Raw genomic sequence first — 16,798 nt, 5'->3', positions numbered from 1 at the left:
ATAATTAATAAAATTGGCACTAACTCACCATTTTCGGGAAAAGAGGAATCAAGATGTCAGAAATCGTAAAAGTGATTGGTCGCGAAATCATGGACTCGCGTGGTAACCCAACTGTTGAAGCTGATGTACATTTAGCTGATGGTTCATGGGGCCGTGCTGCAGCACCATCTGGTGCATCAACAGGTACTCGCGAAGCGCTTGAATTACGTGATGGTGATAAAGCACGTTACCTAGGTAAAGGTGTTTTAAAAGCAGTAGGCTATATCAATAACGAAATCGCTGAAGCTCTTAAAGGCCAAAACGCAGTTGATCAAAAAGCTGTTGACCAAGTGATGCTTGACTTAGATGGTACTGAAAACAAAGAAAAACTAGGTGCTAACGCTATCTTAGCTGTGTCTTTAGCAACAGCTAAAGCGGCTGCTAACTCTAAAGGCGTTGAGCTTTATGAGCACATTGCAGACCTAAACGGCACATCAGGTGTTTACTCAATGCCATTACCTATGATGAACATCATCAATGGTGGTGAGCATGCTGATAACTCTGTTGATATTCAAGAGTTCATGATCCAGCCAGTTGGTGCTACAAACTTCCGTGAAGCATTACGTATGGGCGCTGAAGTTTTCCACAGCTTAGCAAAAGTACTTAAAGCTGAAGGTCACTCTACATCAGTAGGTGATGAAGGTGGTTTTGCTCCTAACCTTGAATCAAACGAAGCGGCACTTGCTGCAATCAAGGTAGCCGTTGCAAATGCAGGTTATGAGCTTGGTAAAGATATCACTCTAGCTCTAGACTGTGCGGCATCTGAGTTCTACGACAAAGAAGCTAATATCTACGACCTTAAAGGCGAAGGTAAAAAATTCACTTCTGAAGAATTCAACCACTTCTTAAAAGGCCTTACTGAGCAATACCCAATTGTTTCAATTGAAGACGGCTTAGATGAGTCGGATTGGGATGGTTTCGCACACCAAACACAACTAATTGGCGATAAAGTACAATTAGTAGGTGACGATCTGTTCGTAACTAACACGAAGATCTTAAAGCGTGGTATTGATAACGGTATTGCTAACTCAATCCTAATCAAGTTCAACCAAATCGGTTCATTAACTGAAACGCTTGCTGCTATCAAAATGGCTAAAGACGCTGGTTTCACAGCTGTTATCTCACACCGTTCAGGTGAAACTGAAGATGCGACAATTGCTGATTTAGCAGTAGGTACTGCAGCTGGTCAAATCAAAACGGGTTCATTAAGCCGTTCTGACCGTATTGCTAAGTACAACCAATTACTTCGCATTGAAGAAGTATTAGGTGAGAAAGCACCTTACAACGGTCTTAAAGAGGTTAAAGGTCAGTAATCTGGCTTAGCTCATCAAGACTTTAAAAAACCTCCTTCGGGAGGTTTTTTTATAGCTGAAATTGTTGTTTTAGGATTTCGCCAGTAAAGCTGGTTTTTAGGTAAAAGCCGCGAGGTAAGGTTTGTACTATCTGGCCATTTGGGCCAATAGCGTCAGTCAGCGCTTTGCTATTGGCAGCTTTTGGCCTTATTTGCATTACATCACCTAAATGACCCGAAATTTCATCTACGCGACCAAGGGCAATTAGCTCCATTTGTTCTTCCCAATCACGCTGTAAAAGGGCATCTTGCTCTGCACTTGGCTGCCATAAAAAGCCACTGCCTATGGTACGGTGAAAAGGCAGTATCTCGCGCTCGCCTAAAATTGGTAACCACAAAACATGATTCAACTTTTTACGAACCGTACTTTGTTGCCAAGTCATTCCGGTTACATTTAATAGCGGCGTTACCGAAACAAAGGTTGTTTCGAGTGGTTTGCCTTTAAATGAAATAGGAAGAGTTTTTAGCTCAATGCCTAACTCTTCAAAATCAGGTGTTGGTTTTGAACCCGCTGTTGCGCCAAGCACATATTCGATAAGTTGCCCGGTCCAGCCTTTTTCACGAAGTAAATCGTCAGGGGTTTTAAACTGATATTGCTCAGCTAGCTGCCCTAGGGTGAGGCCTGCAATAGCATCAACACGTTGCATTAATTCGTTTATAGAAGCGGGTTTTATTGGTCGCATAAGGCGTTTATTTGATTGTCTATTTATCCGGTTCATGATAGCAAATGCACGCCTTAGTGGATATCTTTGTGTTTGGGTGTTTTTTGCGCACGTTAAGTGTGGGCTAAAAATAATCAGTTTTACTTTTGGATGTTCTAGTCTAACTAATTGATATTTAGTTGTTTTACTGTTTTTTTATGTTGTTTCTATTTCATTAATTAAACAGTTGTTTGTATAAATACAGATATATAAACATGTTTATCCACAGTTTCTGTGGAGAAAGTGGATATTTAAACTGTGGATTGTGGATTTGTTTGCAATTTAGGCATGATTTACAAAAGTTATGCACAAGCTGTGGGTAAGATGATGAAAATACGGTTGTAAATAGTTATTTTAATCAAACAGCACATTTTTATAATAATTACTTCGTAACACCTTGATTAAACGTGTTTGTTAAAAAATAAATTTTCAATCTAATTTAGGCTTAGGTGTAAAGTGTTTGCTGTATCGCAGGTTATGTGGAACAATCAATAAAAATCGACTTACAAATGAGGCACTAAGGTGATTGATGCCGAAGGTTTTCGTGCCAATGTCGGAATTGTAATTTGCAATAATCAGGGACAAGTATTTTGGGCTCGTCGCTATGGTCAGCACTCTTGGCAATTTCCCCAAGGTGGTGTTGATGACGGCGAAACAGCAGAGCAAACCATGTACAGAGAATTACACGAAGAAGTGGGCTTGCTTCCTGAAGACGTTGAGATCGTCGCAAGTTCTAAACATTGGTTACGCTATAAATTACCCAAGCGTTTAATTCGCAGAGACTCAAGTCCTGTGTGTATTGGGCAAAAACAAAAATGGTTTTTACTGAAACTTCGTTGTAAAGATGAAGATGTAGATTTACTTAAAACTCATCACCCCGAGTTTGATGATTGGCGATGGGTGAGTTATTGGTATCCGGTTAGGCAAGTTGTTTCGTTTAAGCGCGATGTATATCGTCGAGTAATGAAAGAGTTTGCTCCGTTTGCAATGCCGTTTAATAAACGAGAGCAACACAAAGATCATTGGCGACATAAACGATAAGGGCAACCTTATTTAAATCAAAGGAGCAGCATCATGTTAGCCACGCTCAGATCAATTGCTGAGGCAGTGTCGCAACAGGCGGACTTAAATAGTGCGCTGGGGTGTTTTGTGCAAATGGTAAAAGATGCCATGCAAACACAGTGCTGCTCGATTTATTTTGCAGATTATAGTCAAGATAACTTTGTATTGATGGCCACCCAAGGCCTCAACCCAGATGCAGTGGGTAAGTTTCGTATTGGCTTTACTGAAGGTCTCGTTGGTCTTGTTGCTCAGCGTGAAGAGCCTATCAATATTGCTTTTGCTAAGTCTCACCCACGTTTTAAACTCTCACCTGAAGTCAATGAAGAAGGCTATAACGCGTTCTTATCTGTGCCAGTCGTGCACCAGAAAAAGGTTTTAGGCGTTATTGTTGTTCAACAAAAACTAGCCCGTGTTTTTAGCCCTGACGAAGAGTCATTTTTAATTACGCTCTCGGCACAGCTAGCTTCTCAGTTAGCTCATGCAGAAATAAAAGAAATATTACGCGTCGATGAGTTTTCACACCAAACCTCAGTATTAAAAGGGGTATCAAGTGCACCAGGTATTGCTATAGGTGAAGCCTTTGTGGTGATCCCTAAACTTGACTTTAGCTCTATTGAACTGCAAAAAGACGACGATATGAGCACCCAGCGTAAGCTATTTACCCAAGCAGTGGCTGCGACGCGGAACGAGTTTAATACCTTATCGATGACACTGAGTGACTCTATTCCGCAAGAGGCACTGGCGGTATTTGATGTTTATCAGCAGTTACTTGATGCCAAAAGTCTTGGTCAAAATGTTGAAGCGCAATTACAACAAGGCTGGAATGCTAAAAGCGCCCTGAAAATTGTTATTGAGAAATTAGTGACTCAATTCAATGCCATGCAAGATCCTTACATTAAAGAGCGTGCTGTTGATGTTAAAGATATTGGTTTACGGGTTTTACATCACTTAGTTAATACTGAGCATGCGGCAAAACCTTACCCTAAAGACACTATTTTAATTGCCGGTACATTAACCCCAGCAATGCTTGCTGAAGTACCTAAAGGGCAACTTGCCGGGGTTGTGAGTGTTAATGGTGCGGCAAATAGTCATGCTTCTATATTAACTCGTGCTATGGGGATCCCTGCTATTTGGGGCATTGAAGATGTGCCGTTATTGCAGTTTGAAGGCAAGCAAATGATTTTAGATGCCTATGCAGGGCGTTTATATATTTCTCCTTCACAAATGCTGCAAGAGGAATACAGTCAGCTCAAATATCAAGAAGCCTTATTGAACGACCGTTTTGTGGCAGAGCAAAACCTAGATGCCGTCACTAAAGATGGCGAACACATTAGCTTATTACTTAACGCGGGTCTTGAATTAAATACCGAGCATGACAATAAGCCATTTTGCGATGGGGTAGGTCTTTATCGCACCGAAGCCTGGTTTATGCAAAAAGGCCAATTTCCTTCACAGTCAGAGCAAGAAAGCTGGTATCGCGAAGTGCTAACGAGTTACCACCCTAATCCTGTGGTGATGCGTACACTCGATATTGGTGGCGATAAAGTTTTAGATTACTTCAATATAACAGAAGAAAACCCATTCTTAGGTTGGCGTGGTATTCGCGTGACCTTAGACCATCCAGAGCTATTTTTAGATCAGCTCAAGGCAATGTTAAAAGCCAATATTGGTTTGGGTAATTTAAAAATCATGCTGCCGATGATCAGTGGTTCAGAGGAAGTCGATGAATCGTTAAAATTGCTCGAACAAGCCTATTTTGAGTTAAGTGAGCAATACCCCGAACAGGCAATAGAACGCCCTGAAATCGGCGTGATGTTAGAAGTACCTTCAAGTGTATTTATGCTTGAAGAGTGGTCGCAAAAAGTCGATTTTTGCTCTGTAGGTAGCAACGATTTAACCCAGTATATGCTGGCAGTTGATCGCTCTAATGCCCGCGTTGCTGAGCTATTTAACCCTTATCACCCAAGTGTACTTAGAGTGCTGTTAAAAATAGCACAAGAGTGTCAACAACATGAGTTGCCATTTAGTTTGTGTGGTGAGTTAGGAGGCGACCCTGAAGGCGCTTTACTGCTTATTGCGATGGGTTATCGAAGCTTGAGTATGAACTACGCTTCGATTAGTAAAATTAAGTTTGTGCTTAGGCGATTAAATGTCAGTGATATGGAAAAGTTACTTGCAGAGTGTTTATTACAACCCACTGCAAAACATGTACTTAGGTTAACGCGTAACTTTATGATTGAACATCAACTCGGTGAGCTATTTTATACCCCAAGCCAAGGCCAATCATGAGGGAAAATTGTGCTGTGAAGCGCCTATATATTAGTTTAGTATATGTATATAACAAATTGAATATATGAGTGTGCTATGCATGAAGTAATACTTTTAATGGTGTACTGCGCAATTTTGGGCAGTGTGGTTGGCTTTTTAGCCGGATTATTAGGCATTGGTGGTGGTCTTATTATCGTGCCGGTACTTAGTGCGCTGTTAGTGTCGTTTAATGTTGCCGATCCAAGCCATGTATTAGTCATTGCGATAGCAACCTCGTTAGCATCCATTATTTTTACCTCGACTTCTTCAGCCCTTGCTCATCATCGTAATGCTAACGTGCCTTGGGAAATTGCCCCATGGGTTATGACTGGTGTTGGCCTAGGCGCATTGATCAGTGGTTTTGCAGCAAGCTTTATCCCCGAGCAGCTACTGCGCTTTGTTTTTGCTGGTAGCGTGGTGTTTATCGCGCTCAGAATGGTGTTATCGACACGAAAAAAAGCCGCCAGTGAAAAACCGCTTCCATCAGGGCCTATTCTTGGCTTTTTATGTGCCATAATGGGGGCGCTGTCGGGGCTAATTGGTATTGGCGGCGGGGCGCTTATTGTGCCGCTACTGCATTATTTTTCTGTTGATATTAAAAAGGCCATTGGTTGTGCTGCTGCATGTGGTATTGTCATTGCGCTGTTCGGCTCGGTGGGTTACGTATCTGCCGGGTGGCAATTAACATCTTTCAGTGATGGATTTGCCGGATTTGTGTATTTACCTGCGTTAGTGGGGATTGTGGTTACCTCGTCGCTCATTGCGCCAATAGGTGCCAAAGCCACGCATTACTTGCCTGTGGCAACAATAAAAAAAGTATTCGCGCTATTACTTGTCATAATTGCGCTTAAAATGGTGTTTAGTTAAAGGTTTTTATTTTTATGGCTCTTCAATTTCCAGATATCGATCCGGTTATTTTTTCGGTAGGCCCGCTTAGCGTACGTTGGTACGGTTTAATGTATTTAATTGGTTTTGCTTTGGCTATGTGGCTTGCTAATCGTCAAGCAGAAAAACCAAACTCAGGTTGGACAAAAGAACAAGTTAGTGACTTATTATTTTACGGCATGCTCGGGGTAATACTAGGCGGCCGTATTGGTTATGTATTGTTTTATCAGTTCAGCTACTTTATTGAAAACCCACTGTATTTATTTAGAATTGACCAAGGTGGTATGTCGTTCCATGGTGGCACTCTGGGTGTAATTACAGCCATTGCAATTTTTGCTTGGACCCGTAAAAAATCATTATTTGAAGTGGGCGATTTTGTAGTGCCACTCGTACCGCTTGGTTTACTAGCTGGACGTATTGGTAACTTTATTAATGGCGAGTTATGGGGCCGAGTGACAGATGTACCTTGGGCGTTTATTTTCCCATCAGGTGGCCCAGAGCCCCGTCATCCATCACAATTATACGAAGCCTTTTTAGAAGGTTTGGTGCTGTTCTTAATCTTACAATGGTTTATCAAAAAGCCTCGTCCAGCGGGAAGTGTTGCTGGGGTGTTCTTACTTGGCTATGGCGTGTTTAGATTTATTGTTGAATATTTCCGTGAGCCAGATGCTCATTTAGGTTTATTCGCAGGCTTTATCTCGATGGGGCAAATACTGTCATTGCCGATGGTAATTGGTGGCCTTGGTTTGTTAATATGGGCCTATAAAAAGCCGCAACACAGCGTGGCAAGCAAAGCATAACAAGAGCAAATCAATGAAACAGTATTTAGATTTATGTCAGCGTATTGTTGACGAAGGTGTGTGGGTTGAGAACAAACGCACAGGGACTAAGTGTTTAACCGTTATTAATGCCGATCTTGAATATGATGTGGCAAATAATAAGTTTCCGCTAATAACAACGCGCAAGAGCTTTTACAAAGCGGCGATTGCGGAGTTACTTGGTTATTTACGTGGTTACGACAGCGCTGCACAGTTTCGTGATATCGGCTGTATGACTTGGAATGCTAACGCAAACGAAAACAAAGCTTGGCTTGAAAATCCACATCGTCGTGGTGAAGATGATATGGGTCGAGTGTATGGTGTGCAAGGCCGCAGTTGGCAACGTCCGGATGGCAGCCACCTTGATCAACTTAAAAAAGTTATCGATAACTTATCAAAAGGGATTGATGATCGCGGTGAAATCGTCACTTTTTATAACCCAGGTGAGTTTGAGTTAGGCTGTTTACGCCCTTGTATGCACACGCACACCTTTTCTTTGTTGGGCGATACCTTATACTTAACATCATACCAACGTAGCTGCGATGTGCCGCTGGGTTTGAACTTTAATCAAATTCAATGTTTTGTGTTACTTGCTTTAGTTGCACAAATCACCGGCCACAAACCGGGTAAGGCGTATCATAAAATAGCGAATGCGCATATTTATGAAAACCAACTTGAGTTGATGCGTGATGTGCAGCTTAAGCGTGAGCCATTCGCGTCGCCAGAATTAAAAATAAACCCAAATATTAAATCACTAGAAGACATTGAAACCTGGGTTACAAAAGACGATTTTGAAGTAGTAGGTTATCAGTGTCACGATGCAATTAAGTATCCGTTTTCAGTTTAAGAACAATAAAATTTAAGGAGAAATCAATGAAAGCAGTGATCCCAGTTGCTGGTCTTGGCACGCGTATGTTACCTGCAACAAAAGCAATCCCTAAAGAAATGCTTCCTATTGTTGACCGCCCGTTGATTCAGTACGTTGTGAATGAAGCAATTTCAGCAGGAATTAAAGAAATTGTTTTAGTAACGCATTCAAGTAAAAACTCAATTGAAAACCACTTTGATACCAGTTTTGAGTTAGAAGCAACGCTAGAAAAGCGTGTTAAACGTCAGTTACTTGCAGAAGTACAATCAATCTGCCCGAAAGATGTAACAATTATTCATGTTCGCCAAGGTGAAGCGAAAGGCCTTGGTCATGCGATTAACTGTGCTGCACCTATCATAGGTGATGAACCGTTTGTTGTTATCTTACCGGATGTGATCATCGATGATGTAGCAAGCGACCTTAAAAAAGATAATTTAGCTGAAATGATCCAGCGCTTTGAAACCACCGGTGAGAGCCAAATCATGGTTGAGCCTGTGCCGCAAAACGAAGTAGACAAGTTCGGTGTTGTCGACTTAGGTGATGTAAAAATCAATCAAGGTGAAAGCGCAGCTATTTTAAATATGGTTGAAAAGCCTCCAGTTGATCAAGCACCATCAAATCTTGCTGTTGTGGGTCGCTATGTATTGAGCAAAAATATTTGGCCATTACTTGCAAAAACCCCAGCCGGTGCAGGCGATGAAATCCAATTAACAGATGCCATTGCCATGCTCATGGAAAAAGAGATTGTTGATGCTTACTCAATGAAGGGTAAAAGCCATGATTGCGGTAGCAAAATTGGTTATTTAAAAGCCATCGTTGAGTTTGCACTGCGTCGTGATGAATTCAAAGGTGAGCTTACAGACTTCATAAAGTCGCTTGTTAAATAAGCAATTCAAATTACCTAGTTGAAAATTATGTAAAAAAAGTGTCTATATGGCACTTTTTTGTTATTTACATGTTCCTCCCAATTGTCGATTATTACCCAATAAAGGATTTTTCTGATATACCTAAGTCTTAACGCATTGTTAAGATTAAAGATCAGTGAGATGCTTATTTACCCCTGTAGGATAGTTAAACTCAGCTATACTTATAAAAATACCTATGTAAAGACGGATTTTTATTGCTTTAGGTTGTCTAATATGAAAACTTAAGTATTAGGGTGTCATTAAGTTTTTATTGCAGTTAGTTAAGCACTGTACTGAAAATATTATAATAACAAATAATGTGTTAGAGTTTTCTTATGCAATGCCGTAAATCACTTTTATGGTTTTTGTATAGGTAAGTGCTAACAGATAGACTTCTTTAAAAAGAAGCAAATTTTTAATGGTACGTTTAAGAATCCTACTTATGAAATATTGCTCAAAACCTTTGCGTTACAGTATATACCTGTTGGTGTTATTGACTGTGTCTGGTTGCAGTAATAAGGCATTTCCTGATATCTCTTTTAACAAGCTTCCTGTTTTCAATGTTGTTCAGTACCTTAGCGATGTAACGCTAATGCAAAACTCATTTTTGTTGGCGCAAACCCAAAGTGAACCGGTCAGTACAGTGTTAGATCAGGCTGATACTTCTCAAGCACTATCAAGCGACTCTAAAGACTCTGTTAAACCTGACTATGCATTTGCTTTGCAATTAGCGTCTGTTAATACGGAACAAGATCTAGCTTATACATTAAAGAAAATGGCTAAACGAGCACCCAGTATTTTTCAAGGAAAGCCGATACTTAATGTTGAAGTCGCTGATGTAAATGAGCATACCTACTATCGACTTAAGTTTGGTGGCTATAAGTATTTGAAAAACGCGAAAGCTGATTGTGAAGCGATTAAACGACAAGGCATTGATTGCTGGGTAAGTAACTACACTGACAACCGAATTTATTTTTAGCGTCAAATATTCACTCTAAAGATGGCATTTTTATTGCTAGGATTTAAGTCTGTTTTTTAGAATTGACGTCACCATGCATTTTTCTATTTTCTCGAAATATCTATTTATAACCATCTGCTTAACTGCTCTAACAGCATGTATGATGAGCCAAGAGCAAACCCAGCCAGCTTACACTGAGCAGCAAGTACAGCAATTTGCTGCCCAGTGGCATAATAAACAACCTAGTATTGAGCGTCTTGCGTTGATGGAAAAAGACCTTGCGTTGTTAATCGAAGTGCTTTCAGCCAATAGCGATTTAACCGCACAACCATCACAATTTGAGCCACAAAATGATGTGATTATTCATCAAAGCGAACAAACGCAAGTACAGCAAGCATCATCCACAGACTCACTTGAGGCGATTATTGCAGCAAATAAAGCGGCTGAAGCGGGCGTGCAATTAGGTTTATATTTAACGCCGAAAAAAGTTAGTCATCAGGTCTTAAAGCTTAAACGTGATTATCCTGCTGTTTTAAATGACCTTGATTTTCGTTTTAAAACACGAGAGCAAAAAGGCGTAACCTTGTATGGATTGAGGGCTGGTCCATTTGCAAATTATACTCAGGCTACTGCATTTTGTGAGATAGCCAAAAGAATGGGGCAAACCTGTGTGACGGCACCGTTTCTTGGGCAGATACTATAACCGCTTATTTAACAACAGAAGGGAATTGACCCTTCTGATAAACCATTCGCCTCCTCAAAAAATTAGTTACATCAGCCTACACAATTAAATCATTGTCTGAATGCAACGCTAGCTTATTGGTATTTTAGAAGTGACGTGTTCTTGTTACCACGCTTCGGCTTTTCATAATAATCCCATCAACAATAATACTTAGGCATAATTATTGCTTTGTACTTACTAAGTTTAGTGAGGATGGCAATTATGCGCCTGTTATTTTATTCAGTTTTTTTAGTGTTGGTGGGTTGTAGCTTAACTGAAGAGCCACAAAAAACGCCCCCTAGAGAAACCCCAAAATCGCCGATGGCACCTTATACGGTGCATCAATACGTTGCTGATTTAAGTAGTCAGCTGAGCCGTATTCAAGGCCCTTACAAAGGCAATGCACGTATTGCTGTGACCAGTTTTTATATGGCTGATGGCTTAGGTACTGATTTAGCAGAAGATCAGGGCAGTGGCTTGAGTCAGCAAATTCAAGAAAGTTTATTAACGCAATTTACTCAGCTTGGTTTTCATACCATAGAGTATCGATTAGAAAATACTTTAAATTTGCAGCAATCGGCCGATAGTGTACTTAGTCGTGATATAAATACTTTGCGTCAACGTCAGAATATTGACTTTGTTATTACCGGCACACTGACGCGGCAACAACATGCCTACATAGTTAACGCCCGATTGGTAAATACCAAAGATCTGCGAATAGTATCAGCAGCAAGCACCGAGATCCCTATCAATGTGATGTGGGGCGCTGAAAAAGTTCAGCAACGTGATGGCCAGTTGTATCGAAGCGAATATTAAGAGGAACTCATTTAATGAAACGTTTAATTTTAACTTTATGTTTGCCGTTTGGCTTTGGTTGCTCGTCAATGTTAACTGGTGATGCAACACAACACGAAAATGATCCTCAGTTAGCTGCGCAAAGAGAAGTTGCCGCGCCGCATAGTAATGACAGTGTGTTTCAAACCAATCAGGCGGTAATGAATAACAGCACTTTTACAGCAGCCCCAACTCGTAAAAATATCAATCACTATGTACGTGGCATCATGCAGGATTTAGTTGAAAACTTGCAATATGTTAGTGATAACACACCAGTTGCTGTTTCAAGCTTTGTGTACCTTGATGCAGATTACAACTCAACAAATTTGCTGGGTAATCAAATTGCCGAAAGTTTTATTCATGAACTTCATGCGTTTGGTGTGCCTGTCATTGATTTTAAAACCACGGATTATATGCGTGTTACGCCAAGTGGTGATTATGTTTTCAGTCGTGATTATTTAGAGCTTAGCCAAGACCAAAACTTCAATTATGTATTGGCAGGTACTTTGGTTAATCATCAAAGTGGTGTGCTCGTGAATGCGCGTATTGTTGGTTTAGCAAGCAAAGCTGTTGTAGGGTCAGCGCAAGGTTTTATCCCGCAATCAGTGGTTGATGCCCTTGATAGTACCAACCGCAGTGATGGTATTACACTAAAACAAGCAAGTGAGTAAGCTATGAAAGGTTTTATCTTAGCATCGTTAACGCTCGCACTATCTGGCTGCCAATTGCTGCCAGAGCAATCAGCAGAGCCGCAAAATACAGCTCAAAATGTACCTGCATCAGCAAATACTCAAGTCGATTACGTTGCTATGCTACAAGCGCTTGAACAAAATGATATGCAGCAGGATAACGCTAACCATCGTTTATTTGTGCCTTATCAACATCATAAAACCGTTGTTAATTATGTCGAGCAAATGGCCCTTGAGTTAGTGGATACCATGCAACAAGAAAGCGAGTTAGGAATAGCCATAACTAGCTTTGTTGATTTAGATGCGAGCCTTAAAAATAGCTCTCAACTTGGTAATCAACTCTCTGAAACAATGATGCACCAGCTGCAAAAATTTGGCTTTGGCGTTGTTGATTTTAAAACGATGGATATCATTAGTGTGACCTCACGTGGTGATTTTGTGATGTCGCGAGATGTAGAAGAGTTAGCCGAGCGTCGCATCGCGAGCCATGTACTTACAGGCACGCTGATATACCGCCCAAATGGTGTTGAAGTGAATGCTCGAGTAATTAACTTAAACTCAAAGCTGGTTATTGCCAGCGCACAAAAAGTGATCCCTTATTTTGTGCTAAAAAATGAGTCAATCAAATCAGCAACTGCTCGCGTTAACTAGCTTCATTATTTTGCCAATCGACTTACTCACAAGTCGATTGGTTTATTCTCTTGATTACCAAAGCCTTAGACCGTTATAATTTTAGCTACAAGCTACAAGCTACAAGCTACAAGCTACAAGCTACAAGCTACAAGCTACAAGTTACAAGTTACAAGCTTTACCTCAACTTTTGAGTGGCCTCTTAGTTAAATGGATATAACGGCCCCCTCCTAAGGGGCAGTTACAGGTTCGATTCCTGTAGGGGCTACCAAGTTACTTCAGCAACCCCCAATTAAATTAACCCGTTACTTTTTCAAGCTCGCCTGTGCGCCATGGTTCAATGATGATTTTGATATGGTCGTTTGGTTTAAATAAGGTATCAAATGCACCTTGTACGCCGTCTATGCCGACTTTACCAGTACGCATTTTTTGCCATGCAATTTTGCCTGACGCAATGTTCTCAAGTGATTGTGCAAACTCTTCTGGCTGGTAGTAATAAGAGAAAATAAGGTCGAGCTCTTTCACTGTGGCATAGGCAAAGTTAACGTTTAGTGGCGCGGTATGTACACCTGTTACAATGATTTTTGCTTTTGCCGGTGCACGTAAAATGTAGTCGTTCAATAAGCGGCTTACACCGGCACATTCAAAAATAACGACCTTGTTGTTACCCGCAAGTGCTGCGGCTGTAGCAACTTCATCATCTTCCATAGGGTTAACATATTCTGTGGCGCCAAATTCAAGGGCAATTTGTTTTTTGCTCTCTTGTGGATCAGAGGCAACGATGTGTTTTACGCCTTGAAGCTTTAACGCGGCAATCGCGGCAAGGCCAATTGGGCCACAGCCAACCACAATGGCAACATCATCATTATGCATTTGTGAGCGGTTTACTGCGTGCAGGCCAACAGCAAGTGGTTCTGTAATGGCTGCCGCTTCTGATGGAACAGCATCAGGGATAGGTAATAGTAAGGCTTCATCAACAATAAAGTATTCAGAGTAGGCACCATATAGCCCAGGGGTTACACCTACGCCAGCGCCGCCCGCAGAAAGTAAAATTGGCACTGAGGTTACGCGGGTGCCTTTAGCTAATTCGCCTTTAGTATTTGGACCGTAGCTAACGATTTCTGCCGCGTACTCATGGCCTAATAACACTTCTTGGTCATCGCCTGCATCTTTAGCCATGATGCCAAGGTTTTTATAGATATCGAATACATCGCTGGTGTGGCGGGTTATATGAATATCAGAACCGCAAATACCGCAAGCTAGGCTTTTTACCAGTACTTGGCCGGGTCCAGGTGTAGGAATATCAATTTGTTTTACATGCAGCTTGCCATTTTGCATGGCAACAGAATTCATTTGGCTCATATGTGTGTCCTCAATTCACCTTATTTGTGAATTATTAGACTAAAGTAAAGCGCCTGCCTTAATCTTGACTTTTTACGACAAAAACACAGCTTATTACGACATGTCTGTTTATAAACTGCTCATTGTGGAATATTTAAAGTAAAAACCCTCAAAGTGATAAGGGTTTTTACTTTATTAAGTCTTAGCCGAAGTAGGCTGTATTGAGGTATAAATGAGTTAATACTCCAGCAAAGTAACCTAGTAAAATGACCGGCGACCATTTTAAGTGGCTATTAAATGTGTAGATCCCTCGCGCTTGACCCATTAGTGCAACTCCTGCCGCAGAGCCAATTGATAACAGGCTGCCACCAATTCCTGCTGTTAGCGTAATAAGCAGCCATTGACCGTGCGACATATCAGGCATCATTTGTAACACTGCAAACATCACTGGAATGTTATCGACTACCGCTGACATTAAACCAAGAATAATGTTCGCACCGGTAGCAGACCAGTTGTTATAAAGTAAGTCAGAAAGCAGCGCTAAGTAGCCGATAAACCCTAAGCCTCCAACACAAATAACGATGCCATAGAAGAACAAGAGCGTGTCCCACTCGGCTCTCGATACACGGCTAAATACATCAAAAGGAACAACGTTACCTAAGCGAGATAAGCGCTCTTTGTCACCTTCACGCTCTGCCATGGCGCGCTTTCTGGCAAGAGAGCCGGGGAGTGTCACGCGTAAGAAGTAACCAAAAAACTGTAAATAGCCAAGACCCATCATCATGCCCACAACCGGTGGTAAACCAAAGGCGGTTTTTAGCACCACCGCGGTGAGTATTGTCAGTAAGAATAAGCACAATATGCGAAGCGCACCGCGTTTAAGTTCAATATCTTCATCGGCCGTATCCGGGTGACGGTTATTGATAAATAAAGACATAACAAATGCAGGAATAATATAGCTGACTAAAGCTGGTAGGAATAAAACAAAAAACTCGGTAAAGGCAACAACATCGGCTTGCCAAACCATCAGAGTCGTGATGTCACCAAACGGGCTGAATGCGCCACCGGCATTTGCGGCTATTACAATATTGACGCACGACATAGCAATGAAGCGGTTATCATATGCTGCTACCTTCATTACCACTGCACATAAAAGTAGGGCAGTAGTTAAGTTATCGGCTACAGGTGAAATACAAAATGCCAGTACACCGCTTATCCAAAATAATTGCTTGTAGCTAAAGCCTCTAGCAACCAGCCAGCTTCTTAAGCTATCAAATAAACGACGCTCTTCTAGGGCGTTGATGTAGGTCATCGCAACGAGCAAAAATAGCATTAACTCCGAAAATTCTAACAAGGCGTGACGAAATGCGTCGGTGCTAAGATCAGATAAGTTTTGTGCACTGTACTGCCAAGCAATAAGGGTCCAAATAATCCCGGCTGCAACCAATACGGGTTTTGATTTGCGTAAGTGAATTTTTTCTTCGAGTATGACGAGCACATAAGCAAAGATAAAAATAACAAGGCATATAATGCCAACAGGATGGGTGAGTAAATCGATAGTACCAGTTGACGCAGCATGAGCTTGGCCACCGAAACATAGCAAGGAAAGGAGCAATCCTTGTGTTAGTTTTTTCATTGTATATTCCAATTAAATCATCTTAATTTCGTTACGGTTTAAGTTAAATGTAGCTGCAGACATTTTAGATTCATTCTTTGCTTTATGTAACAAATTGGTAACTAAGATGTTGGTATTTTGAATATAAATACGGGTGATGGCGAGAGCAGACCAGTTATATAATTTATAATTTAATCAATGTGTTGTGGTTTTAAAATAATAAAGGGCTGCAATTAGCAGCCCCAACTTGAAAATTATGCAAAGTGTTTTTCTAAATCGTCAGAGCCACCAATGTGCTCACCGCCTATGAATACTTGCGGCACTGTCTCACGACCAGAAATCGCTTTTAAACTAGTTAATGAAGCGTGTTGACCTAATACGATTTCTTCGTACACATAACCTTTCGTCTCTAGTAACGCTTTAGCTTTTGTACAGAACGGACAATTAGGCTTGGTAATAATACTCACTGATTCTGGTTTTACCTGTGCTGGGTTAATGTACTCAAGCATGGTATCTGCATCAGATACTTCAAACGGGTCGCCAGGCTTTTGTGGCTCGATAAACATTTTTTCGATAACGCCGTCTTTTACCAACATAGAATAACGCCAACTGCGCTTACCAAAACCTAAGTCGTTTTTATCGACTAGCATACCCATGCCGTCGGTAAATTCGCCGTTGCCGTCTGGCAATAAAGTGATATTTTGCGCTTCTTGGTTTTGTGCCCATGCATTCATTACGAAGGTATCGTTTACAGAAATACATACAATGTCATCAACACCGTTTTGTTTAAATACAGCCGCAAGCTCGTTATAACGTGGCAAGTGAGTTGATGAACATGTTGGTGTAAATGCACCTGGTAATGCAAATAGCACAACTGTTTTACCTTTAAAAATTTCGTCAGTGGTCATTGATTTCCACTGCTCGTCTACACGTGTTGCGAATGTAACGTTTGGTACTTTTTGGCCTTCGATATTGTTTAACATTGTTTTGATTCCTCTTGATTTGATGAGTGCCATTATGCGATTTAATTTATGATAGCTCCAATCGTTTGTTTGTATTAGTATGATAGGTAAA

General features: G+C 41.0%; 16 protein-coding genes and 1 tRNA gene. 13 read left to right on the top strand and 4 right to left on the bottom strand.

The window, feature by feature from the left end; genetic code table 11:
• The first annotated feature begins 53 nt into the window (after nt 1-53).
• Entirely contained in the window at nt 54-1,352 is a 1,299-nt protein-coding gene (gene eno / locus AOG26_RS09435; protein WP_054562241.1) for a phosphopyruvate hydratase, read from the top strand.
• 49 nt (nt 1,353-1,401) lie between these two features.
• Here the strand turns inward: eno and mutH are convergent, their stop codons facing one another.
• On the bottom strand, nt 1,402-2,073 hold the full coding sequence (gene mutH, locus AOG26_RS09430) for a DNA mismatch repair endonuclease MutH (protein ID WP_054554349.1): 672 nt from the start codon (nt 2,071-2,073) through the stop codon (nt 1,402-1,404).
• Between the two features lie 540 nt (nt 2,074-2,613).
• Between mutH and rppH the strand changes: the two genes are divergently transcribed.
• The 12 genes from rppH to AOG26_RS09370 all read left to right on the top strand — a co-directional run bounded on the left by rppH (nt 2,614) and on the right by AOG26_RS09370 (nt 13,039).
• A complete protein-coding gene (rppH, locus tag AOG26_RS09425) occupies nt 2,614-3,132 on the top strand; it encodes an RNA pyrophosphohydrolase (protein WP_054562240.1) in 519 nt (172 codons plus the stop codon).
• Between the two features lie 33 nt (nt 3,133-3,165).
• On the top strand, nt 3,166-5,442 hold the full coding sequence (ptsP, locus tag AOG26_RS09420; RefSeq protein ID WP_054562239.1) for a phosphoenolpyruvate--protein phosphotransferase: 2,277 nt from the start codon (nt 3,166-3,168) through the stop codon (nt 5,440-5,442).
• Nucleotides 5,443-5,517: 75 nt separating this feature from the next.
• Nucleotides 5,518-6,327, top strand: a complete 810-nt coding sequence (locus tag AOG26_RS09415; protein WP_054562238.1) for a sulfite exporter TauE/SafE family protein — start codon at nt 5,518-5,520, stop codon at nt 6,325-6,327.
• A 14-nt stretch (nt 6,328-6,341) separates the two neighbouring features.
• Nucleotides 6,342-7,145 (top strand): prolipoprotein diacylglyceryl transferase, encoded by an 804-nt coding sequence (gene lgt / locus AOG26_RS09410; RefSeq protein WP_054562237.1) that lies wholly within the window; start codon nt 6,342-6,344, stop codon nt 7,143-7,145.
• A gap of 13 nt (nt 7,146-7,158) precedes the next feature.
• Nucleotides 7,159-8,010 carry a thymidylate synthase gene (locus AOG26_RS09405; protein WP_054562236.1) on the top strand — a complete coding sequence of 284 codons (852 nt, stop codon included), beginning with the start codon at nt 7,159-7,161 and terminating at the stop codon, nt 8,008-8,010.
• Between the two features lie 26 nt (nt 8,011-8,036).
• On the top strand, nt 8,037-8,918 hold the full coding sequence (gene galU / locus AOG26_RS09400; RefSeq protein WP_054562235.1) for a UTP--glucose-1-phosphate uridylyltransferase GalU: 882 nt from the start codon (nt 8,037-8,039) through the stop codon (nt 8,916-8,918).
• Between the two features lie 460 nt (nt 8,919-9,378).
• Nucleotides 9,379-9,915, top strand: a complete 537-nt coding sequence (locus tag AOG26_RS09395; RefSeq protein WP_054562234.1) for an SPOR domain-containing protein — start codon at nt 9,379-9,381, stop codon at nt 9,913-9,915.
• A gap of 139 nt (nt 9,916-10,054) precedes the next feature.
• On the top strand, nt 10,055-10,597 hold the full coding sequence (locus AOG26_RS09390) for an SPOR domain-containing protein (RefSeq protein ID WP_054562233.1): 543 nt from the start codon (nt 10,055-10,057) through the stop codon (nt 10,595-10,597).
• Nucleotides 10,598-10,837: 240 nt separating this feature from the next.
• The gene (locus AOG26_RS09385) at nt 10,838-11,431 is read left to right on the top strand and encodes a FlgO family outer membrane protein (RefSeq protein ID WP_054562232.1); all 594 of its coding nucleotides are present in this window, start codon (nt 10,838-10,840) and stop codon (nt 11,429-11,431) included.
• A 14-nt stretch (nt 11,432-11,445) separates the two neighbouring features.
• Complete coding sequence (locus tag AOG26_RS09380; RefSeq protein WP_054562231.1) at nt 11,446-12,120, top strand: FlgO family outer membrane protein; 675 nt, start codon at nt 11,446-11,448, stop codon at nt 12,118-12,120.
• A 3-nt stretch (nt 12,121-12,123) separates the two neighbouring features.
• Complete coding sequence (locus AOG26_RS09375) at nt 12,124-12,789, top strand: FlgO family outer membrane protein (RefSeq protein ID WP_054562230.1); 666 nt, start codon at nt 12,124-12,126, stop codon at nt 12,787-12,789.
• A 175-nt stretch (nt 12,790-12,964) separates the two neighbouring features.
• A tRNA-Arg gene (locus tag AOG26_RS09370) sits at nt 12,965-13,039 on the top strand.
• Between the two features lie 26 nt (nt 13,040-13,065).
• On the opposite strand, the gene AOG26_RS09365 is transcribed toward AOG26_RS09370, so the two are convergent.
• The 3 genes from AOG26_RS09365 to AOG26_RS09355 form a co-directional block, all read right to left on the bottom strand.
• Nucleotides 13,066-14,130 (bottom strand): zinc-binding dehydrogenase, encoded by a 1,065-nt coding sequence (locus tag AOG26_RS09365; RefSeq protein WP_054562229.1) that lies wholly within the window; start codon nt 14,128-14,130, stop codon nt 13,066-13,068.
• Between the two features lie 181 nt (nt 14,131-14,311).
• Complete coding sequence (gene nhaD, locus AOG26_RS09360; RefSeq protein ID WP_082401589.1) at nt 14,312-15,745, bottom strand: sodium:proton antiporter NhaD; 1,434 nt, start codon at nt 15,743-15,745, stop codon at nt 14,312-14,314.
• Nucleotides 15,746-15,978: 233 nt separating this feature from the next.
• Nucleotides 15,979-16,707: a glutathione peroxidase gene (locus AOG26_RS09355; RefSeq protein WP_054562228.1), complete on the bottom strand. Its 729-nt coding sequence runs from the start codon at nt 16,705-16,707 to the stop codon at nt 15,979-15,981.
• Between the last annotated feature and the right edge of the window lie 91 nt (nt 16,708-16,798).

It is taken from the genome of Pseudoalteromonas sp. UCD-33C (assembly GCF_001306895.1).
GTDB lineage: Bacteria > Pseudomonadota > Gammaproteobacteria > Enterobacterales > Alteromonadaceae > Pseudoalteromonas.
The sequence above is the reverse complement of the archived record's forward strand: the minus strand, read 5'-3'. Positions and strand labels throughout refer to the sequence as shown.